20 protein-coding genes and 1 pseudogene are annotated in these 21,548 nt (G+C 58.7%); 7 read left to right on the forward strand and 14 right to left on the reverse strand.

Translation table 11 applies throughout. The features are described 5' to 3' along the window. Nucleotides 1–69: 69 nt before the first annotated feature. From ACWHXD_RS31320 to hflK (ACWHXD_RS31335), 4 genes are read right to left on the reverse strand one after another with little or no spacing between them, the layout of a single operon-like run. Nucleotides 70–1,956 carry a cation-translocating P-type ATPase gene (locus ACWHXD_RS31320; RefSeq protein WP_138762538.1) on the reverse strand — a complete coding sequence of 629 codons (1,887 nt, stop codon included), beginning with the start codon at nucleotides 1,954–1,956 and terminating at the stop codon, nucleotides 70–72. Then, entirely contained in the window at nucleotides 1,953–2,987 is a 1,035-nt protein-coding gene (gene hflK / locus ACWHXD_RS31325) for a protease modulator HflK (RefSeq protein ID WP_138762537.1), read from the reverse strand. The genes ACWHXD_RS31320 and hflK (ACWHXD_RS31325) overlap by 4 nt, the downstream gene beginning before the upstream one ends. Further along, a complete protein-coding gene (hflC, locus tag ACWHXD_RS31330; RefSeq protein ID WP_161794309.1) occupies nucleotides 2,984–3,985 on the reverse strand; it encodes a protease modulator HflC in 1,002 nt (333 codons plus the stop codon). Before hflC ends, hflK (ACWHXD_RS31325) begins: the two co-directional genes overlap by 4 nt. A gap of 9 nt (nucleotides 3,986–3,994) precedes the next feature. Next, complete coding sequence (hflK, locus tag ACWHXD_RS31335; RefSeq protein ID WP_138762536.1) at nucleotides 3,995–5,920, reverse strand: protease modulator HflK; 1,926 nt, start codon at nucleotides 5,918–5,920, stop codon at nucleotides 3,995–3,997. Between the two features lie 303 nt (nucleotides 5,921–6,223). On the opposite strand from hflK (ACWHXD_RS31335), the gene ACWHXD_RS31340 reads away from it, so the two are divergent. Genes ACWHXD_RS31340 through ACWHXD_RS31365 form a run of 6 tightly spaced genes read left to right on the forward strand, consistent with a single transcriptional unit; the run spans nucleotide 6,224 to nucleotide 11,901 of the window. Next, the gene (locus ACWHXD_RS31340; RefSeq protein WP_138762534.1) at nucleotides 6,224–6,844 is read left to right on the forward strand and encodes a CDP-alcohol phosphatidyltransferase family protein; all 621 of its coding nucleotides are present in this window, start codon (nucleotides 6,224–6,226) and stop codon (nucleotides 6,842–6,844) included. Between the two features lie 10 nt (nucleotides 6,845–6,854). Continuing rightward, nucleotides 6,855–8,603: a bifunctional alpha/beta hydrolase/class I SAM-dependent methyltransferase gene (locus ACWHXD_RS31345; RefSeq protein WP_138762533.1), complete on the forward strand. Its 1,749-nt coding sequence runs from the start codon at nucleotides 6,855–6,857 to the stop codon at nucleotides 8,601–8,603. 2 nt (nucleotides 8,604–8,605) lie between these two features. Further along, complete coding sequence (locus ACWHXD_RS31350) at nucleotides 8,606–9,904, forward strand: phosphatase PAP2/dual specificity phosphatase family protein (RefSeq protein WP_138762532.1); 1,299 nt, start codon at nucleotides 8,606–8,608, stop codon at nucleotides 9,902–9,904. After that, nucleotides 9,894–10,337 (forward strand): hypothetical protein, encoded by a 444-nt coding sequence (locus tag ACWHXD_RS31355; RefSeq protein WP_032894390.1) that lies wholly within the window; start codon nucleotides 9,894–9,896, stop codon nucleotides 10,335–10,337. The genes ACWHXD_RS31350 and ACWHXD_RS31355 overlap by 11 nt, the downstream gene beginning before the upstream one ends. 9 nt (nucleotides 10,338–10,346) lie before the next feature. Then, complete coding sequence (locus ACWHXD_RS31360) at nucleotides 10,347–10,967, forward strand: lysophospholipid acyltransferase family protein (protein ID WP_003195812.1); 621 nt, start codon at nucleotides 10,347–10,349, stop codon at nucleotides 10,965–10,967. A gap of 1 nt (nucleotide 10,968) precedes the next feature. Beyond that, nucleotides 10,969–11,901, forward strand: coding sequence for a phosphatidate cytidylyltransferase (locus ACWHXD_RS31365; protein ID WP_057710628.1), 933 nt, complete (start codon nucleotides 10,969–10,971; stop codon nucleotides 11,899–11,901). Between the two features lie 150 nt (nucleotides 11,902–12,051). Here ACWHXD_RS31365 and ACWHXD_RS31370 read toward each other — a convergent pair whose 3' ends face one another. The 3 genes from ACWHXD_RS31370 to ACWHXD_RS31380 all read right to left on the reverse strand — a co-directional run bounded on the left by ACWHXD_RS31370 (nucleotide 12,052) and on the right by ACWHXD_RS31380 (nucleotide 14,100). Continuing rightward, a complete protein-coding gene (locus tag ACWHXD_RS31370) occupies nucleotides 12,052–12,417 on the reverse strand; it encodes an avidin-fold protein (RefSeq protein ID WP_138762531.1) in 366 nt (121 codons plus the stop codon). 289 nt (nucleotides 12,418–12,706) lie between these two features. Further along, nucleotides 12,707–13,099: a DUF6957 family protein gene (locus ACWHXD_RS31375; protein ID WP_074059250.1), complete on the reverse strand. Its 393-nt coding sequence runs from the start codon at nucleotides 13,097–13,099 to the stop codon at nucleotides 12,707–12,709. A gap of 362 nt (nucleotides 13,100–13,461) precedes the next feature. Beyond that, nucleotides 13,462–14,100 carry an antitoxin Xre/MbcA/ParS toxin-binding domain-containing protein gene (locus ACWHXD_RS31380; protein WP_228758830.1) on the reverse strand — a complete coding sequence of 213 codons (639 nt, stop codon included), beginning with the start codon at nucleotides 14,098–14,100 and terminating at the stop codon, nucleotides 13,462–13,464. 227 nt (nucleotides 14,101–14,327) lie between these two features. On the opposite strand from ACWHXD_RS31380, the gene ACWHXD_RS31385 reads away from it, so the two are divergent. Next, a complete protein-coding gene (locus ACWHXD_RS31385; RefSeq protein WP_017341626.1) occupies nucleotides 14,328–14,876 on the forward strand; it encodes a 3'-5' exonuclease in 549 nt (182 codons plus the stop codon). Between the two features lie 28 nt (nucleotides 14,877–14,904). Here the strand turns inward: ACWHXD_RS31385 and ACWHXD_RS31390 are convergent, their stop codons facing one another. The 7 genes and pseudogenes from ACWHXD_RS31390 to ACWHXD_RS31420 form a co-directional block, all read right to left on the reverse strand. Beyond that, nucleotides 14,905–15,387, reverse strand: coding sequence for a Mov34/MPN/PAD-1 family protein (locus ACWHXD_RS31390; protein ID WP_017341627.1), 483 nt, complete (start codon nucleotides 15,385–15,387; stop codon nucleotides 14,905–14,907). Continuing rightward, nucleotides 15,384–16,130, reverse strand: a pseudogene (locus ACWHXD_RS31395) (ThiF family adenylyltransferase); the annotation flags it as partial. The gene ACWHXD_RS31390 and the pseudogene ACWHXD_RS31395, both read right to left, overlap by 4 nt. Nucleotides 16,131–16,298: 168 nt before the next feature. Beyond that, nucleotides 16,299–17,102 carry an IS21-like element helper ATPase IstB gene (gene istB, locus ACWHXD_RS31400; protein WP_069556884.1) on the reverse strand — a complete coding sequence of 268 codons (804 nt, stop codon included), beginning with the start codon at nucleotides 17,100–17,102 and terminating at the stop codon, nucleotides 16,299–16,301. Further along, nucleotides 17,095–18,594 (reverse strand): IS21 family transposase, encoded by a 1,500-nt coding sequence (istA, locus tag ACWHXD_RS31405; protein WP_126589213.1) that lies wholly within the window; start codon nucleotides 18,592–18,594, stop codon nucleotides 17,095–17,097. The genes istB and istA overlap by 8 nt, the downstream gene beginning before the upstream one ends. Before the next feature lie 92 nt (nucleotides 18,595–18,686). Continuing rightward, nucleotides 18,687–19,328: a hypothetical protein gene (locus tag ACWHXD_RS31410; protein ID WP_069556886.1), complete on the reverse strand. Its 642-nt coding sequence runs from the start codon at nucleotides 19,326–19,328 to the stop codon at nucleotides 18,687–18,689. Nucleotides 19,329–19,392: 64 nt separating this feature from the next. Next, a complete protein-coding gene (locus ACWHXD_RS31415) occupies nucleotides 19,393–19,758 on the reverse strand; it encodes a histone-like nucleoid-structuring protein, MvaT/MvaU family (protein ID WP_024078231.1) in 366 nt (121 codons plus the stop codon). A gap of 1,134 nt (nucleotides 19,759–20,892) precedes the next feature. Then, nucleotides 20,893–21,546, reverse strand: a complete 654-nt coding sequence (locus tag ACWHXD_RS31420) for a hypothetical protein (RefSeq protein WP_024078232.1) — start codon at nucleotides 21,544–21,546, stop codon at nucleotides 20,893–20,895. Nucleotides 21,547–21,548 lie beyond the last annotated feature (2 nt).

The raw sequence follows: 21,548 nt of genomic DNA on the forward strand, positions 1-21,548 counted from the left end.
TCAGTCTCGACACAGCACTAGAGTGAGGTCCCCTATCGGCGTTACAGCCGTAAGCAAATATTTTTGAAATTATTCATCGAGCTTCAACAGCGGCTCCTGGAAGCGCAGCAAACGCCCGGCATTACCCAACACCAGCAAGGTACTGAGGTTATGCAGCACCGCCGCGATCATCGCGCCCGCCGCCCCCAACCAGCCGAATGCGGCGAACACCACAATGGCCAGTGTCCAGCCCAAGCCAATGATCACGTTGACCTGCAACGTCTGCCGGCACTGGCGACTCAAGCGCACACAGGTGCCCAGGCGGCGCAAGTCGCTGCCGATCAACACCACGTCCGCCGAGGCCAGGGCGATGTCTGCACCGCCCGCGCCCATGGCCACGCCGACCACGCCGGCCTTGAGCGCCAGAGAGTCGTTGATGCCATCGCCCACCACCATTGGCCTGAAGCCACTGCTGATTTCCCCCAGCACGCGGTTGAGCTTGTCTTCCGGCAGCGCTTGGGCCTCGACATCACTGATGCCCACGTCCAGCGCCAGGCTGTCGGCCACGCTTTGGCGGTCGCCGGTCAGCAGCAGTTGGCGGCCCAGGCCCAAGTCACGCAATTCTTGCAGGGCCTGGCGTGCCTCGGGCTTGACGCTATCAGCCAACAGCATCCAGGCGAGGAACTTGCCGTTCAACGCTAACCCGGCAATCGGGCCATCGTGGGTGGGCACGTCGGTGGTGACGATGCCCAACTGTTCAAACAACTCCGGCCGTCCCAGCGCCGCTTCGCCCTGCTCGGTCTGGGCGACCACGCCCAGGCCCTGACGCTCGCGGATGTCGCTAAGCACCAGCATCTGCTCCTGGCTCGCCAACTCCGCCAACGCTCGGCTGACCGGGTGACTGCTTGCCGAACCGAGGCTGGCCGCCAGGTTCAGCAGCTTTTGGCGATCCGGGGCGGTGGTCTCGATGGACTGCAAGCGCAGGGTGCCAAAGGTCAGCGTGCCGGTCTTGTCGACCACCAGTGATGTCAGGTCGGCCAGCTCTTCCAGGAACGCCGAGCTGCGAATCAGGATGCCATGGCGCGCCGCCACGGCGATCCCGGCAATCGCCGTGGCCGGTGCCGACAGCACCAAGGCACAGGGGCACGCCGCTACCAGCACCGCGAGCATCGCCTGGGCGTCATTGGTGACAAACCAGGTGACGGCCGCCAGCAGCAACACCAGCACCATGTAGCTGCCGGCATAGCGCTCCAGCAGCCGGGTGATCGGCGGCTTGGAGCGCTCGGCGTTCTGCATCAGTGCAATGACTTTGCCCAACGTCGATTCGTTACCGGTACGCGTGACCTCAAGGCGCAGCAGGCCATCGAGGTTGATCGCCCCACCAAACACCTGCACGCCCACGCTGGCTTCCAACGGCACCGACTCGCCGGTGATCGGCGCCGTGTCCAGGCTCGCCTGGCCGGACAACACCACGCCATCGGCCGGCACGCGGTCGCCGGCGCGCACTTCGACGATATCGCCGGTGTTCAAGGTGCCGTTATCCACTTCGGTGATGGTCCCGTCTGCCTGCACCAGGCGTGCGTGGCTGCGGGTGAGTTTGCCCAGGGCATGGATCGCTTCCTGGGAGCCGATCACGCTGCGTTCTTCCAGCACATGGCCAAAGATCATGATGATCGGTAGCAACGCGGCGGTGAGCAGATCGCCCGTGGCCCAGGCGCCGAGCATGGCCAGGGCGATCAGTTGGTCGGTGATGCCGTGCAGGCTCGGAAAGCGCAGGCTGTACCAGGCTGAACGCATCACCGGCACCGCCACCAACAGCGAAGCCACGCCCAGCAACAACTGGCTGACGCCGCTCTGGTCCGGCGCGAGCCAGCGCCACACCAGGCCCAGCACGAGCAAGCCCAGGGCGAGCATCGCCAAGGTCAATTGCCGGGCAGCGCTGCGCTGTTCGGCGGAGGTCAGCATGGGTGCGCTCATTGTTCGGCTCCCTGGATGATCAAGCGGGAGTCGTCTTTGGGATCGACGGTGGTTACCGAACCTGCCTGGCCGAGAATCTTCGGCAGGCGTTCGCGGTACAGGCGCAACAGCAAACCGGGGTCTTTGACCTGGGCCAGGCTGGCAACGGTAGCGGTTTGCGCCTGGGCATTGGCCAAGCGCTCGCTGGCCTGGGCATGGGCGACTTGCACTTGGCGGTCAGCCTCCTGGTTGGCGGTCTGGGTGAGTTTTTCCGCTTCAGTGCGGGCGTTGGCCACGGCTTTATCGGCTTGCTGGCTGGCGGTCAGTACGGCGTTGAAGGCATTCACCGCAGGCCCAGGCAGGCTCGATTGCACATCGACGCGGGTGGCTTCGATACCCAGCCCCAAGCCGCTGGCCGCCAACTCCGCCAGGCGTTTGTTGATGCCTTGCACCAGGTCGCCGCGCAGCCGCTCACGGCGTTCGGCGGCGCCATTGTCGCTGCCGATCAGTTCCGGACGCGCTACCAGGATGGTGTCCAGATCCCGCGCAGCGGTGAGGGCCACGGCGCTACGCGTCACCAGACGATCCAGGGCCGGCAGTACGTGGTCGCCCTGCAACACAAAGGCGTAGGGCTCGGTCACCTTGTAGAACACCCGCACGTCCAGTTGAACCACCCCGGCATCACCGGTCAGCAGGTAGCCGGAACCGGCCAGGGCATCGCTCAACGGCGTGGCGAAACTGGCCACACGATCGGCCTGCAACGCCGCATCGGAACGCAGCAGGCTTTCCACCCGGCGTTCGATCACCCGGTCGGCCGCTGGCAGCAGGACGACTTGCTCAAAGGGTTGCGGCCAGGCCAGCAACAGCCCGGCATTCTGAATGCGATCAAGGGCGCCGAAATGCAGGACCACGGCGCGATTCTGCGGGTCGATCTGGCGCACATTGGAAAAGGCCCAGGCCAACGCCGCTAATACGGTGACCGCGTAGAGTGCCAGGAACGTCAGGCGCCCGGCCTGGATCCACGGGCTGTCCGGGCTTTCAGGCTCGCTCATGGCTGCAGGTCCTTCGGCCCATCCACCAGGGCGCGAAACGGCGCGGCGTCGGTGCGCAGGATGATCTTGGTCCCCGGCGTGACCACCGTGCCCAAGGTATCCAGCGAGCGCAGCAGGTTGTACAGCTGCGGATTGCCAGCGTAGGCGCGGCCATAAATCTGCGCAGCTTCAACCCGCGACTGCGCTTCGATATCGGCAGCTTTCACGGTGGCATCGGCCTGCATGATGCGCGCATCTCGCTCGGCAGCGGAGCGGATCTGCGCCGCTTCGCGCTTGCCCACGGCAGTGCGTTCGGTGGCGATGGTTTCACGCTCGGCGCGCATGCGGTCAACCGTGGCGGTGAGGGTCACCGACGGCAACGTCAAGCGCTCGATGCCGACCTGCGCCACGCGCACGCCATAAGTGGTGAGCAATTGTTGATCAATCTGCTGGCGCAACTGCGCTTCAAAATCGGCGATGCGCACTTGGTTGGCGTCGGTATTGATCAAGCTGGACAGGTCAAAGCTGGCTGCTGTGGTTTCCAACGCCGAGCCGACGAAGGTACGAATCTGCCGCGCCGCCTCATCGGGCTGGTTCTGCACCGCGCGCATAAAGCGCTGCACGTTGTCGGCATCGCCCTGCACCTGCCACGCCACGTAGGCCTGCACGATAATCCGCAGGCCATCGCGGGTGCCCACATCCTGTAAACCGCTGGACGTGGTGCGCAGGCGCAGGTCCACCGGGATCGCCGCTTCGAACGGTGCCGGCCAGCGCCAACCCAGGCCCGGTTCCAGCAACACACGCGCAGGGTTGCCGAAGCGGGTAATCACCGTGGCCTCGCCGGAACGCACTTGCACCAGGCTCGCCGCTGCCACGGCAAACAGCACCAGCAACACCGCCCACGCCATGCGGCGCCAGGGAAAAGGCCCGGCCGCCTGCTCATCGCCGTGATGGTGGTGATGGTGGCCGTGATGGTGGTGATGACCGTGATCATGATCGTGGGAATGAGCGCTCAACAGACAGACTCCTTATTGAACGGCTTTGCGCGGCGCCGACGGGTCGGCGGGCAAGGTGAAAGAACGCAGATCGATCGTCGGCGCGCTGTCGCCGCCCAAACGATGATCCAGAATAAGCAGCTTGGCCTGGGCCAGGCCCTGGCTCAGTTGGCCCAGGTACTGTTCCAGCACGAAGGCTTGGCCCGCAGCGGCGTAGGCCTTTTGTTCGGCGGCAAAGCGCAGGTTTGCTGCTTGGGCGCCAGCGTTCACTTCGCGGGCGCTGGCCTGGGCCTGATCGCGGGCAGTGCTGGCTTGAAGCAGCGCCTGGTTGGTCTGTTCGCTGGCGGCACCGCGTTCACGGGCGATCAGCGCCTGGGCGCCGATCTGCGCGGCTTGCACACCGTGGTAAGCGTTAGCGGCACCGGCCGGCGGATGGATCGCCTCGACCACCGTGGCAAGGATTTCCACACCGCTGTCGAGGGTTTGCAGGTCGGCTTGCACGCTGCGGCCAATCTCGTCGGCGAGGCTGGTGCGCTCTTCCCCGAGCAATTCATCCAGGGTGCGCGAGGCAAAATCGTGCACCAGGATGCGGCTGGCGGTGCTGCGGATCAGGGTCGGGATATCCGCGCTGTTGTAGGTGGCAGCAAGCGCAGCCTGATCGGTGAGGCCGATGCGGTAGACAAAGCGCACGTCCATATTGACGATCTGGAAGCCCTGCTTGTCGCCGCTGCTGCTGGCAATGACCTGGGATTTGTCATTCACATGGCTGGCGTCCCACAGGCGGTTGGCGATCAACGGCGCCGGGCCTTCCGCGGCAGCCAACTGCGGTGTGGCGGCGTCACTGACGCTGGTCGCCAGCTCATGCACCACGCCGTTTTCAACATTCAGTACGCGGCCCAACGGCCAGGGCAAACCCGCATGCAGGCCGGGGCCGAACACCTCGACCGGTTTACCAAAGCGCTCATAAATCCCACGGCCTTGCAGGGGCACTTCATGCACACCGGTCAGCGCCCAACCTACCGCCAGCACCACCAGCAGCACCGGGAAAAACGCCCGGCGCATGTAGGTAAAGGCCCAGATCTGACGCAGGTCGATGCCAAAACGGTTGTGCAGTTCATGCTGCAACGCCAGCAAGGGCTGCGGCGGCCAACGCAGCAGGCCGGCGATAAAACTCTGCGCCATCAGGCGCGGTTCGAGGCGCGGCTGGCGCGGGCTGAACAGCGAGAGCACGCCCCTGAGCAGGAACTCCAACGCCACCAACGCCGGCAACAGCCCCATGAGAGTGGCCAGGCGCAACGGCCAGACCGACTCTGCACTGGCAAACAGCAGGCAGATCGCGCTGAGCACCAGGCAGATAATTGCCATCCGGCTCAACTGCGCCAACTGTGAGGCTTCCGGCCATTGGGCGGCAGTTTCCTGGGCCAGGCGGCGTTCGAATACCAGCAGGCCAAACGCCAGGGCCAATGCGAGCGCTGCGCCAATACTTGCCGATTGCCCGATGGCGGCAGCGGGCAAGCCCAGGTTCCAGAACTGCAGGATGCTGACCAGCGCCAACAGCGACCAGCCGCCCAACCACAGCACCGGCGCGCCAATCTGCGCCAACAGGCCATTGCCGAATCGGTTGATCAGGCCCTTGTGCCAAGAAATGGCCTCGCTGTCAGGTTCGATCAACTCGCCGCTTGGCGCCTCCAGCGCCTGGGCGCGCCAGTCGGCTACCCACCAGGCCGACTGCAACCCGGCCACCAGCAGCAGCAAGGCCGAGGCGCAGTTGATCAATACCACCGGCCAGATCGACAGGGGTGCAAACAACGCTACGAACAGCGCCAATATCCAACCGCTGAGGGCCAGGGTTGTCAGGCCGATACCGGCCTGGCGCAATCGACGGGCGTGGAACAGCCCCTGCTGAAAACGCGCGAGGCCTTCAACCGAAGCCCCGTCAGCCTCTAGATCCACTTGCATCTGCTCAACGCCCACTTGTACACAATTCGTTACGATATAACACGAAGCGTGAAATTTTTGTTCGAAACCCCGGTAGGAGCGAGCTTGCTCGCGAAAAACGTCAACGATAACGCGGGCTTCCTGAATAAACGCGGCGCCTGTGAGTTTTTCGCGAGCAAGCTCGCTCCTACATTGGCCCCTCGTTGTGCTGAGAATGTGACTAACCCCCTATAAACACGAGCCATCACTGGTGTCGGCTGCGATTAGTCGGCACACTTCAGAACAGTTTTTCGCGGGTTCACGGACAAGGAAGCGCCACCCCCCATGATTTCCATCTACCAACTCAAACCGCGTTTTCAAAACCTGCTGCGCCCTCTCGTGCAGCGCCTCTATGACAACGGCACCACCGCCAACCAGATCACCGTGCTGGCCGGGGTTGTTTCCGTGCTGGTGGGGCTGTTGATCGCGGGCTTTGCCCAACACCTCTGGCTGTTTGCGCTGATCCCGCTGTGGATGATTGTGCGCATGGCCCTCAATGCCATCGACGGCATGCTCGCCCGGGAATTCGGCCAGCAGTCGCGCCTCGGTGCTTATCTCAATGAACTGTGCGACGTGATCGCCGACAGCGCGCTGATCCTGCCCTTTGCATTGATCCCCGAGGTGAGCCTGGCGCCGGTGTTGCTGGTGACGCTGCTGGCGGTATTCAGCGAGTACGCCGGGGTGCTGGGGCCGATGGTGGGCGCGTCGCGCCGTTATGACGGGCCCATGGGCAAGAGTGATCGGGCGTTCGTACTCGGGGTGCTGGCCACTGGCGTGGCGCTGGGCTGGCTCGGCGCCGGTTGGGTTGAGGCAGTGATGTGGCTGGTGGCCGCCCTGCTCGCCTATACCTTGGTCAACCGAGTGCGTCAGGGCCTCAAAGAACAACAAACTTCCCCTTCTGCATAAGGATTTTGCGATGCGCGAACAGCAACAGCACACCTTCAGTACCCATGATGGCGTCGAGCTTTTCTACCGGCACTGGCCGGCCACGGCAGGCGCCGGGCCGCGCAAGGCGATCCTGTTGTTCCATCGCGGCCATGAGCACTCGGGGCGTATTGCCCACCTGGTGGATGAACTGGGCCTGCCTGAATTCGACTTCTTCGCCTGGGACGCCCGTGGCCACGGCCAATCCCCTGGCGAGCGCGGCGACAGCCCCAGCTTTGCCACCAGCGCCCGCGACGTGCAGACGTTCTGTGACCACATCAATGCCACCTACGGCATCGAAGAGGAAGACATCGCCGTCATCGCCCAAAGCGTCGGCGCGGTGATCGCGGCCACCTGGGTTCATGATTACGCGCCAAAAATCCGCGCTCTGGTGCTCGCCTCGCCCGCCTTCAAGGTCAAGCTGTACGTGCCCTTCGCCCGCCCCGGCCTGGCCTTGATGCGCAAGTTCAAGGGCAACTTTTTCGTCAACAGCTACGTCAAGGCCAAGTTCCTCAGCCATGACCCGGAACGTGTGGCGTCCTACGACAACGATCCGCTGATCACCAAGGCCATTTCAGTGAATGTGCTGTTGGGCCTGTACGAAGCGGCCGACCGGGTTGTCGCCGACGCCCAGGCGATCCAGGTGCCGACCCAACTGCTTATTTCGGGCTCCGACTTTGTGGTGCACCGTAAACCCCAGCAGCAGTTTTTCGACCGCCTCGGCAGCCTGAAAAAAGAGCTGCATATCCTTCCCGGCTTTTTCCACGACACCCTCGGCGAACGTGATCGTACTGTGGCCGTGAACAGCGCCAAACGCTTTATCCTGCAGAACTTCACTCACCCGCTGGACCGCGCCAGCCTGCTGGACGCCGACAAACTGGGCGCTACCTGCGCCGAATCCGAATCCCTGGCCGCACCGCTGCCGCGCAATTCCCTGCGCGACCTGTACTGGCGCATGACCCGCGCCAGCATGGGCTTGGGTAAAAACCTGTCGGACGGGGTGAAGCTGGGCTTCGATACCGGTTTCGACTCCGGCAGCACGCTCGACTACGTGTATCGCAATAAGCCTACCGGTAAGGGCGGGCTGGGGCGGATGATCGATACCAATTACCTCAATTCCATTGGCTGGCGCGGTATTCGCCAGCGCAAGTTGAACGTCGAGGAATTGCTGCGCCTGGCGATGGCCAAGCTGCGTGACGACCAACGCGAAGTACGCATTGTCGACATCGCCGCCGGTCACGGCCGCTACATCCTGGAAGCCTTGCAAGGCGTATCGCCGCTGCCGGAGTCGATCCTGCTGCGCGACTACAGCGACATCAACGTGCGCGACGGTGGCGCGCTGATTCGCGAGAAGGGCCTGGGGGACATCGCCCAGTTCGTCAAAGGCGATGCGTTCGACCGCGCTGACCTGGCTGCCCTGAACCCCAAGCCGACACTGGCCGTGGTGTCTGGCCTGTACGAATTGTTTGCCGACAACGCCATGGTCGGCGGCTCGCTGGCGGGCCTGGCCGAAGCTGTGGAGCCAGGTGGTTACCTGGTCTACACCGGCCAACCGTGGCACCCGCAGTTGGAGCTGATTGCCCGCGCGCTCACCAGCCACCGCCAGGGCCAGGCCTGGGTGATGCGCCGGCGCAGCCAGGCGGAAATGGACCAACTCGTCGAAGCGGCGGGCTTTCGCAAGATCACCCAGCGCGTGGATGAGTGGGGCATTTTCACCGTGTCCCTGGCACAGAAGATCTGAACATGCGCGAACCCGGTTTATTGAAACCAGCGGTGCTCTGGCTGCTGCTGTTGGCACCGCTGTTTTTCAGCACCTATGGCTTTGCCACCTGGGTCACCAGCCAGCGCAGTGACGTCGGCACGCTGGTGTTCGGCTGGGAAAGCCACATGCCGTTCTGGGCCTGGACCATCGTGCCCTACTGGTCCATCGACCTGCTTTACGGCTTCTCCCTGCTGCTACCCAACACGCGCCATGAGCTCAAGCAGCATGCGCTGCGCCTGCTGAGTGCGCAGGTGATTGCCGTGAGTTGCTTCCTGATCTGGCCACTGCGCTTCACGTTTGAGCGGCCGGAACTGGACGGTATGTTCGGCTGGTTGTTTGCAGTGCTGGCCGGTTTTGACAAGCCCTTCAACCAGGCGCCTTCGCTGCATATCGCCCTGCTGGTGATCTTGTGGGTGATGTACCAGCGGCACACTCAAGGATTCTGGCGCTGGGTGGTGCATGGCTGGTTCGCGCTGATCGGCGTTTCGGTGCTGACTACTTATCAACATCACTTTATCGACTTACCCACAGGCGCCCTCGCGGGATGGCTGTGCGTGTGGTTATGGCCTGTAGCGCATCCCAGCCCATTACTGAACGCGCGGTTGACGCGCGATTCCCAGCGCTGGCGGCTGGGGATGCGCTATGGGTTAGGTGCCTTGGTCCTGACGGCGCTGGCCTGGGTACTCGGTGGCGGGTGGCTATGGCTGCTATGGCCAGCGGTTTCCTTGGGATTGATTACGGCCAATTACCTTGCACTCGGTGCGCCGGGCTTTCAGAAACGCGACGATGGTCGCCTGACGCCTGCCGCACGCTGGTTGTATGCGCCTTATCTGGCGGGCGCGTGGATCAATTCGCGGGCGTGGACACGCAAACATCCACAGCCGGACCTGATTGTGGATAACGTCTGGCTTGGGCGCATTCCTACAACCGGTGAACAGCGCTCATTCGCGAGCATCGTCGACTTATGCGCCGAACTGCCGATGGATCCACAAGGCCGTGCTTACGTCTGCGTGCCCGTGCTGGACCTGATCGCCCCAACCCCCGATGAATGCCTGAAAGCCGCCCACGCCATTGAACGCCTGCAAGCGAGCGGCCCGCTGTTGGTGTGCTGTGCCCTCGGTTACTCACGCAGCGCCACCGCCGTCGCCGCCTGGCTGTTGAACACGGGGCGCGCCGCCACGGTTGAGCAAGCACTGGCTATTATTCGTACAGCGCGGGCCGATGTGGTCCTGCACCCCGCACACCGTCAAGCGTTGGAGGGTTTGCCAAATGCCTGCTGATATGGAACTTCAGGTCGTCGCCAGCCTGTTGCGCCGTGGCCGATCACTGGATCAGTTATCCACAGGGCTGACGCTGCTCGGTGTGCTGTTCGGCCTCGCCCAATTGTTGCTGGCCAGTATTTCCACCATTTGCTTGCTGTTGGCCCTGTGGATGATTGTGCTGGGGCTGTTGCAAAAGTATTGGGCGCTGCGGGTGGCCTTCGACGCCGACTTGTTCGCCCTGCTGGCTCGCGACGTTACCCGCACGCCAGACCTGGACCAGGCCCTGCAGACGCTTGGCCTGCAATCGCCCAAACGAGCCGGTCGCCCCTGGACTGAACGCCGCCGTGGCGCCCTCAAACTGTTGCGTAAACAAGCCTGGCTGCTGGGCGCGCAAGCGCTGCTGACCCTGGGCGTCATCCTCGCCAGCCCTTGGCTACCTTTCTCCGGATAAGGAATTCCCATGTTCGAACCCGTGGTCGCCACGCTGATTACCTCCATGGCCCGCACCGTCACCGGCGCCCGCAGCCTGTGGCTGGGGTGCGCGCCGGTACCGGTGCAGCGCATCTACTTCGCCAACCACAGCAGCCACGGTGACTTCGTGCTGGTATGGGCATCGCTGCCGCAGAACCTGCGCAAATTCACACGCCCGGTGGCCGGCAGTGATTACTGGAACAAGAGTGCGCTGCGCCGCTACATCATCAATCGAGTGTTTAATGGCGTGCTGATCGACCGTGAGCGCAAGGACCCTGTGGATAACCCTTTGCAGCCCATGCTTGCGGCGCTGGAGGGCGGCGACTCGCTGATCATTTTCCCCGAAGGCACGCGCAATCTGGAGGATGGCTTGCTGCCGTTCAAAAGCGGCTTGTATCACTTGGCAAAGAGTTACCCACAGGCCGAGCTGGTCCCCGTGTGGATAGCCAACCTGAACCGGGTCATGCCCAAGGGTCGCGTATTGCCACTTCCCTTGTTATGCACCACCAGCTTCGGTGCGCCCCTGCAACTGGAAGAAGGCGAAGACAAAGCCGCCTTCCTTGCCCGCAGCCGCGACGCCCTGCTCGCCCTTGCCCCGGAGCATTCCTGAGATGGATAGCCAAACCCTGATGTTATTTGGCGGCATCGGCGCGATCCTGGTGATCGCCTCGCTGATCGGCCTGATCCTCAAGCTGCGCACCCGCGGCAACCCGAATGCTGTGATCGACAACCTCAACGCCCGCATCAACGCCTGGTGGGTGATGGTGGTGGTGATCGGCATCGCCTTCTGGCTCGGCACCGGCGCGGTGATCCTGTTGTTCTACGCGGTGTCGTTCTACGCCCTGCGCGAGTTTCTTACCCTCACGCCCACTCGACGCAGCGACTATCCGGCCCTGGTGGCCGCGTTTTACCTGGCCCTGCCGCTGCAATACCTGCTGATCTACGCCGACTGGTATGGGCTGTTCTCGATCTTCATTCCGGTGTACGTGTTCCTGCTGCTACCGATCCTCGCCTCTCTGGGCGGCGACAGTACGCACTTCCTGGAGCGTGCGTCGAAAGTGCAGTGGGGATTGATGATCGCCGTGTTCTGCGTGTCCTTCGTCCCGGCGCTGCTGACCTTGGACATACCGGGCTACGAAGGCCGTAACCTGCTGCTGATCGCCTATCTGGTGATCGTGGTGCAACTGTCGGACGTGCTGCAGTACGTATGCGGCAAGCTGTTCGGCAAACACAAGATCGCGCCCAACCTGTCGCCGTCGAAAACCGTGGAAGGTTTTGTCGGCGGGATCCTGTTGTCGTCGCTGATCGGCGCAGCGCTGTGGTGGACCACACCGTTCAATCCCTGGCAGTCATTCTTGATCGCGCTGCTGATCAACTTGCTGGGGTTTGCCGGCGGGATCGTGATGTCAGCGATCAAGCGCGACCGCGGCGTGAAGGATTGGGGGCATATGATCGAAGGGCACGGCGGGATGCTGGATAGGCTGGATTCGGTGTGCTTTGCGGCGCCGATCTTCTTCCACCTTGTACGCTACTGGTGGACCTGACCCACACCTTTCTCAAACCCAATGCCCCATGTAGGAGCGAGCTTGCTCGCGAAAAACTCACAGGCACCGCGTTTATTCAGAAAGCACGCGTTATCGTTGACGTTTTTCGCGAGCAAGCTCGCTCCTACAGTAAATGCGGCTGCGGGCTCTTTAAGCAGTGATCTCGACATAGCTGGACTCCCCGCCGCCTGTCGCACCTGACAGCCAGCCCCAAACGAAACTCAGCGTTGTGAGCCCGGCGTGATCCACACCTACCGTGCCACGTGACCAGCCCGCGAGCAGTTCCCCATCCAGGGTTATGCACTGATAAAGCAGCTCGATGGTATCTGGGCCGGCCACCCGCCCGACCTGCGTTCCCAGGCGAATTCGGCCCCCCTGGTAAGTGCTCGAAATCACCCCGTCTTCGACTTGGTAATGAAACACGGTGCCGGTACCGGACACCCCTTGGGCGTTATTCGCGACCACGAACCGACGATTGTGCAAACGTGCTTGGACAGTGGCAGAAGGGTTTTGCATCAATACGCATCCTTGAATTGAGCGAATCCAAAACGAAAAAAGGGGCTGTTGAAAACAGCCCCTTGGTTACCAACAACATAGTTTGACACAGCCCCTCTCGTAAATCGGGGCCTGTAGGATGATCCGGGATCCACACGACAGCAACATAGACTGACACAGACGGGTCGCACTTCAAATACGGGGCTCGATTGGTAACAACATAGATTGACACAACAGCGAGAGCGTTCATTCAGGCCGAAATATTATGTGAGCGCGACCGGTCACTCACCTGTGCGGAAATAGTCTTTTTTCAGCACAGGCTCAGTGCGATGTCTAAATCCGTGTGCAACCTTCGACCAGTCCCCATCAGCACATAAACTGTGTTTTTTGTTCGAAATAAGCAGTCATGGGTGAAGGAAACACCCAGCGTTGTTCGGACCCAATCACCAGGCGGGAAGCGGCCTTTACTGTCTTGGATAACGGTCAAAGCGTAAACGAGAGCAGGAATTAGCTGTCTATCCGTAATGGCTTTTCGCTGACGTGTTGGAATGTCGAGATCCAATATTGCCCAATCAGCAACAAGACAATAGGCATGGGAAGGAAAATGCAGACTGGCGAGGGCCACAGCATCTGAGGTGGTGAGTTGGCACCCATCTATTTTCTCACCCGCAGAAAGCACTGAGACAAAATCTGCCAGATTCATCTGTACCTCCGGCCGATCAAAAAAACGATTCGAACGAGAAGCATCAATCAGCTTAGCTCCCATCGACACACGAGGTTCCGATGCCGAAGACTGGGCCATTTCACAGCTGGTCCGTCTTCTCCCCTCATCCCACTGAACGGGATGATTTCTATCTAGCTGTCACCGGATAAAGTGGGTTTTCGCCAGTACCCAGCTATGCCATTGCCGTGCGTGAACCCTACCTAGCGGTAGGTGCCGATGTGGGTGAAACCTAGTGCTTCATGGATGCCCGTGCATGTCGTATTCGGCAAGGCGACGCCGGTATAGGCGCATGAAATCCATGTTACTCAAGGAGCGGTAGAAGCCGTTTGGCTGCGGCTGAATCAAAATGACATGCCCTCAGACACTTGAATCAGCATTTCTTCGACTAGATGTGTGCCAAAGGTTGTAGTGACCATCGCCGATGGGCTTTCTCCCAAAAAACGGGCTTTGGGTTTGGAAAGCCATTGTTTGGCCTTCCCTTTGTCACCGAAGATCACCTCGGCCATGGCGGTAATATGTGCAAACCGGAACAGGCGATCGCTCTCATGCAACGTTAAAAGCTGATTGGCTGACAGTTTTGTTTTGAGCGTTTTGGGTTGAATGATTCTGTCGCGTTCTTCGTCGCTGAGGGTTCCATCATCACAAAGCATTTTGATCAGGCTGACCGAGAAGCCAGCTACTATCATGTCGTGAATGTCCAGATCCGAAGCATTGACAGAGATATGAAGAAGCGTCTCCAGACGCATGCGGTAAGCATGATAGACATCCTGACGCAGGACGCCAGCAAACATGGGCCGCACTGATGTTGCGTTGCACACGGGCGTCAGGACTAATGTGCCATTCACTACCGTTAGCTCCAGGTCGTCCCCAACACCTAACCTCATTTGGTCAAGCAACTCTTGAGGCAGATCAATGATGATGTCGCCAGTACCGTCCTCAGTTTTCTGGCATTTTACTATCCAGCGCTCAGTTTCACTCATGATCGTCCGGCCCTCATCCGCCATCAGAGAATGACACACATCATTATGCTTGGGCCCAGAGCTGACCAAAGGAACGCGCAATCCGCTGGTAGACAGGCACTGCCGCTGCTCGAACGCCGGATAGCGAGTGAAACAGCAAAAAATGGGGCAATGGCTATACCTGCCTTTCCACCTTCACATGGCTAAGAGCCTGAGCGTGATCAGGTAACTACACGAAAGGATATGACATGCACCCTGATGAGCTTTATGTTTCCGTCGACGTCGAGACTTCTGGGCCTATACCAGGCGAATACAGTCTGCTTTCCATTGGAGCCTGTCTTGTAGCCCAACCTGTAACGTCCATCTATCTTGAACTACGACCTGACAGTCCAAAACACGACCCGGAAGCACTGGCAGTATCGGGGCTGAGTCTGGAGAAGCTGGAGCGCGAGGGCCTCGCTCCGCAACAGGCGATGCTGACATTTGATCAATGGCTGAAATCGTCCTGCCAACCGGGGCAAAAGGTCATTTTCGTAGGACTCAATGCACCGTTTGACTGGTCATTCGTCAATTACTACTTCCACAAATACCTGGAAACCAACCCCTTTGGTTTTACCGCTATCGACATGAAGGCCTACTTTATGGGCGCTGTAGGTTGCAGCTGGCAGGAAACAAAATCATCCAAAATGACCGCTGCGCTGAAGCCACTCAGCGAACCGAACCATAACGCATTGGATGATGCCCGCTTTCAGGCAGAGCTCTTCGCACTAATGCTAGCGGGTAAAGGTAAACGCTGACCTACCTTCCACCGCACTGACTCGAAGCTCATCTGATACAGGTTGCCTCAACATATCTGCCGTCCCTGAACGACCACGCCTTGATACCTTCTGGTTTTTCGGACTTGCCGACAATAACGGCTATTGGGTGCGGCAGATCCTGCGTGTAACGTGCAGCAAATTTGGAGAAACTTCCGATGTCTGCCGGAGAGATCACCGGAACGGATTGGGGATGCGTATGCCAATAGCCCACCAGACGTAACCCTTGTTCGTTGGCAGCCTGGATTTCCTGACGGCACCGCTCCGCATCCAACTCTAGCCAAGACCAGCCTGACCGATCGGCGCGATGAGGCAACGTGGCCAAGGCCAGCAGCAACCCTTTCGGATCAACCGGGTTGACAAATAACTGTCCCCCTCGCTCCACGCCAAAAAGGCCCTGCCGATGACTATCCAAGATGTCCGCGACAGCTTGGGACACCAATAGCTCGGAATTCACCTCCGGCCATCGCCAGCGCCATGCGATATCCGTCATACCGTTTCGTCCTTATCTTCCGGCCATCCGCGCTCGAGTAAGATTTGCTGCGCTCCCTCTGGCAGTTTGGGACCATGGTATTGGCCTCCTAGGCTCAGAACATCTTCAGGCCTGTAGATACTGCTGACCCAAGATGCAGTGGCGATGTTGCCGGTCAATGCGCGTAAGGCCGTGTGCGACACCATAGAGGCGATATTGGTCATTCCCAGCGAGCCGCCTGGGATAAAGCTCTCGCCACACGCGGGCAGTGGAACAACACCGCCTCCCGGCCACTCTGTAAATCTATGCAGAAAATCGCCGACGTCCGTGAACAACTGACGGCCATCAAAGGTGCCGGCTGGTGCGAATAGCGCATGGCCTACCTGGGTATACGGTTCGCTCCAGGCTTGTAAAAGCCCCCAAGGAGCGCCGCTTGATTTGGCTCGCCATACAGTGACCTCCGACTGCCAGTCTGCTGTCGTGATCACCACCAGATCTGCGTTATCAAACACTTCTGGTTTGCTGCTCATCACCACTTCGGCAAAAGTCGCATAAGCGGTGCATTCTGTCGTCGGAAGATCTAACAGAATCTTGTCCCTCAACGCGGAGGCTTTCAGTCTACCTAGGCTATCCGCTCCCAGAACGTGCCTCCCCAGATTGGCTGACACCAAAGTGTCAGGATCGATGAGGGTAAGGTGGCCGACACCGGATCGTGCCAATTGTATTGCCACCGCACTGCCTAACGAGCCAACGCCAACACAAATGTTGGCGCTGATTGAAAACTGACCCACCCTGCCGATTGAAAATTGACCCAGGGCGGATTGCTGATTTTTGTCCCAGCAATTGTGGATAAGCTTAGCAGTAGTGTCCTAGTTGAAGACGCATCTGGCCCCACCGCATGCAGGCATGCGGAAGGGTGTTTACGGTGCAGATCAAAACGGCTCATCGTCCTCAATACCATCTTCGTCCTTGCGCTTTCGTTCACGCGATTTGATCTTTGTCTGAGCGGCCAAGGTGCTGTGTTGCAGGCGGTAGGACTCGTTGCCCGTTTCGACGATATGGCAGTGGTGTGTCAGCCGATCCAGCAACGCTGTGGTCATCTTGGCGTCGCCAAACACACTCGACCATTCCGAGAAGCTGAGGTTGGTGGTGATGACCACGCTGGTGTGCTCGTACAGTTTTGAAAGCAGGTGAAATAACAGCGCGCCACCACTCTGACTGAAGGGCAAATACCCAAGCTCATCGAGTATCACCAGGTCTGTCCGAAGCAGTCCCTGGGCGATTCGGCCTGCCTTACCATCGTACTTTTCACGCTCCAGCAGGTTGACGAGATCGACCGTGGAGAAGAACCGTACTCGTTTGTTATGAGTAGTGATTCCGGACACGGCCAAGGCACTGGCCAGGTGTGTTTTTCCGGTTCCAGGCCCACCGATGAACACGACATTTTGCGCAGTCTCCGTAAACTCAAGGCTGGATAATTCCTTGATTAGACGGGCATCAGCGCTGGAAGCGCTAAAGTCAAAGCCAGCTAAATCACGGTGCATGGGGAGCTTTGCCATGTTCATCTGATGATTCACCGAGCGCACGGCGCGATCTGCCTGCTCCTGTTGGAGCAGATGCTCAAGCAGCCACTTCGAGGATGCCGTCGAAGCTTCTCCCTGGGCCGCCAGTTCTTCCCAAGCCTGCGCCATGCCATGCAGACGCAGTTCTTTAAGTTCTGCCATCAAGTCACGCATTACGGCTCTCCTCATCTGTTGTACGGAGTTGGTCATATCGGGCCGTGTTGGCAACGGGAGCCACCTTGAGTTGCAGGCTGGTTTCTACGGAAGGCGGTGGTGCAGTAGCGGTGAGTCGGGCGAGAACATTTAAGATGTGATCGGCGCTCAGACTTCCCGACTCAAGCACCAGTTCTACCGCTACCAGCACCGGGTCGAGACCGGCGATGGGCACGGCAGCGAGCACCTGCGTCATGATTCGATCACCATTGCTGTGACGTCTCAGGCCCCGTTTGAGAAGCTGCAACGGATTGGGCAGATCGGCAAACGGTGCGCCATTGCGCAGTGCACCCGGCTTGCGTTCGATGAGTGGGATGTAATGCTGCCAGTCAAAACTGACCTGATCTCGATCAAAGAGGCGCTCGTGGCTGGCAATCATTGCGTCATCGGCGATGACCACGATCCGGGATGGGTAAAGACGGCTGCTGACCCACTGGCCGACTCGCTCACAAGGCACCGAATAGCGATTTCGCGCCACGCTGATCAGGCAGGTGCTGGAGACCCGAACGGTGCGCTCGACGTAGCCATCAAAGGCCGTCGGCATCGGCATCATTTCGACCCGTTCCAGCTCCAAAACTTCCGCCACAGTAAGTCCGTTGTACTGCGGATGCAGCAGCTCGCTCCACAGCGCACGACAGCGTTGGCCGAGCCAGGCATTCAGTTCCTCGAAGGTGTGGAACATGCAGTTTTGAGCATCCAGCCAGATGCGCCGTCGGCTGTCTTGGACGTTCTTTTCGACAATACCTTTTTCCCAGCCGGAGGCCACGTTGCAAAAGTCCGGATCGAACAGGTAATGCGCGCACATCACGGCAAACCGGGCATTGACCGTGCGGCCTTTACCCTTGTTGACCTTGTCGACAGCGGTCTTCATGTTGTCGTAGATGCCACGACGCGGCACCCCACCTAACGCGCCAAATGAGCGGGTATGGGCATCGAACAACATCTCGTGGCCTTGGCTGGGATACGCAACCAACCAAAATGCGCGACTGGCGCACAGCTTCATATGAGAGACCTGGATACGCCGGAACAGGCCGCCGATCAGCAGACCTTCTTCGCTCCAGTCGAATTGAAAGGCCTCACCGAGCGCAAACGTCAGCGGTACAAAAGCGCGTAAAGACTTGCCTTGCTCACCTCGCCACGAGCGTACAAACGCCGTGAGCTGGCTATAGCCGCCGTCATAACCCTCGGCCTTGATCTGCTCGAAAAGTGCTTTAGCGCTTCTGCGGTTGTGCTTTGCCCGGAACGAATCGGCTTTCAGCGCCTGTTCCAGCGTGTCGTGGAATGGGCTGAGTTTGTTGAAGGTCGCGCACCGCTGGTACGCCGGCTGAGTGGCTTCGGGCGCTCTGACCCATTTTCGGATGGTGTTTCTCGACAGCCCGGTACGCTTGGCTATCTGGTGCAGCGAGAGCTTGTCGCGGAAGTACATCCGCCGGATTTTTCCCAACATTTCCATGCTGATCACCCTGTGTTCTCCTGCTCGGAAAATGAGCAGAAGCAGTTGAACACCTGGGTCAGTTTTCAGTCGGCAGAACAGCCTTTACTGGGTCAGTTTTCGGTCAGCGGCAACATGTATGACTCAAAATCACGATGCTGGCCATCATCTGCTTCGATATTTGATATTATCTTCAGATGAAAGTCACTGTCCCCTAGTGGGTCTCCAGGATTCTCAGGATGATGTGCACCGGTTAACTCGTACTTGTAACTTACTGAAAGTACGATTGTTAAGAAGCGCGTATGCAGAGAACTGAGGTAGAGCAACAACTGTGGCTTGTAGTGTTTTCTCTCGGCTTTAGAGAGTGCCTTGATGTACCCCTGAAATATCTCACTACTTTGGAGCAGGTAATCCATTTCCTGGAAAGCAAAGAGGTACACACCCCGGAGATTAGCAGGATACTGGCCAATTGGGAGCTCATTAGGAAGTGGCACGCCGCTCATTACCGCGTCATCAATCTCCCAGCTTCGAAGCGCTAGTATCAATAGGTAATGCCTAAAGAAATTCGCCCAGACGATTTCATCACCCGCCCAGTAGATTTCCTTGTACCCCTCTAGAGGATCGTTCAATTGCTCAGGCGGTGCGAAGTAAATCTCAAGCTTCTCAAGCTCACCGGGCACAGCCTCCTTGGTCTCGGTGGCGTCTTTTCCGAGCAGACGATCCGCTGTCCTGAACCTGTAGAGATGTCGATCCATGATTACCCCGCATGTGGCTACGAAAAAGGGCCCCACCGGGCCCTCATTTGTACTCAAACCGATCTTACTGAGTGCGCCAGGACTCAACAATGTCCGCGCCGAATTCAGTTTTCCATTCCTTGAGCTGGCGATGGTTCCCGCCCTTGGTCTCGATCAACTCGCCCGAATTTGGGTTTTGGTAGATCTTGACGTCACGTGCTTTGCGGACACTTTTCGGGGCAGCGGTAGTAGAAGCACGGCTTGCTGCCTGGGGATCGAGGAGAGCGATGACGTTGCGGAGGCTATAACCGTACTCGGCAAGCAAAGCCCGCAGCTTAGTTTCGAATTCAACTTCTTTTTTCAGGCCTTCGTCGCCTTTCATGGCTTCAAGGGCAGCGAGTTGTTCGGCCAAGTGTTTTTCGAGTTGACGGAACTCAGCAAGACGGGACATGAGATGACCTTTATAAAATGATTGAGCAGTATACGAATTGACAAATCTAGCGCAACAACTGAGATCTTAGAAATATCAGGATTAATCGCTATCCCCATGTGATCCGCTTAGCGACCAACCTGGCACGTAAATTATGCTCTTTGAGGCTTTTTCGATTGGTGTAGTGTGTTCGTCGAGAATCACGCTGTCCCTCTCGATTTTCCGTGGCCGGAAGGTGCTTTACTAAGCCAAATCCAATTTGTACAAACATTGGCGTCTTAACTTTCGGCTTTCGGACTTTGGGAGCTTTCGGTTTTTTGATCCGGTGTTCAGATCCTACCGACGTCTGAGGGGGAACATAAGGCGCAAATTGTGGGTATAGATCCTCAAAAAGCTGAACCTGCGCGGATACTGGAGTTACCCTAGTTACCCCGACCTCACCGGACTTGCGCCTAAAGTGATCGTCAGACGAATTCATTCTAGCTACAAAGTCCAGAATCGTCCCCCGAAGAGACCGCCCTGTCACAATGCGACGATGAATTCGTTTCCAGCCATCTTTCAGATTTCCCCTGGTCACGTCCCACTGCTCTGGTGACGAGAACCCCAGCTGTTTCGCGAACTCTATGTAATCTGGTGGTAAATCGTTTGCCATGTCCTTAGCCTCCGATTTTACAAGCATCGATGATGGCATAGAAGAATCAAGGGATGCTATACCAGTTCTGTCGAGAGCCTATCCGTTAGGTAATTGCACAGACTTGCCCAGCCATTTGCATTCGATTTGACCAGTAATTTGCTTCGGATTTGACCTGCAGGCTTCGTGGCCATGACCGGCAGAGGACGACCCAAAGCAGTCATTTGTTTGCGGGATATAGGCTAGAACTTTTCGTCATGCAGAAAAACGAGGCCGCAATCGCGGCCTTGTTTTTTTAGAGTGTTACTCGTGCGAATGTCCGTGCTCAGCGCTCTCGGAGGTTGTGCCTTTCTCACCACCGCCGCATGCCGTCATCAAGCCCAGGAAGCAGAACAGCAGCACAGAACGAATCAGAGTGGTTGGGGATTTCATGGGAATACTCTTCAAAAGTGGATGAAATAAATGGTCTGTGGTCAGGCTGAAGTCCGCGTTTTCGGCAGTAGGACAGCCGTCTCTGTGTCGGATTACTGTTTGACGTTCAGGTAATCACCACTCGTCTTCAACGAAATGGTCACGTCGTTATTGCTGCGATTACGCCAAAACCAACCATGGGTGCCGTCAAAAATGGCGGTGAATTCGCCTTTATTACTTTTGACCTGCTTGCCCTTGTTGTAGCTGTGGAAGTAACCCTTTTCACCGTTGTAGGGCTCGCCATGGGTGTCGTAGTTCACAAGCCCACCAGCCGCTGTCCATTCATAACTCACAGTCTTGTTCTTCAGCACTTCCAGTTTGATCTCTGTCCCTTCACCTGGTTTGAGCGTGACGGTCATTTGATTCGTCTTCATGGCTGGGGTCGGTGCCGACGCTGATTGGGCCACAGGTATTGCAGCAGGTTGGATTTGCGCAATCTGCGGAGCTGGAGCTGGAGCTGAACTAGGAGCTAATGCTTGCGGCGGCGCTGTATCCGCCAACGCCTCTTGGGCAAGGATGATCTTCAATTCGCCCATTTGGGTCAGACCCAGTGCGCGGCCCACACCCGTAGGATCAACGGCGTATTCCGAAGGCATGACAACGGTCATCAGCAGGCCAATAGCAGTCAGCAGTGCAATGACAGTCGAACGAACCAGTTTGCGAGTGCTGGGCAATTCATTAACAGTTGGAAGCGGAGTATTGAACATGG

The sequence above is a fragment of the Pseudomonas fjordensis genome, from assembly GCF_976987115.1.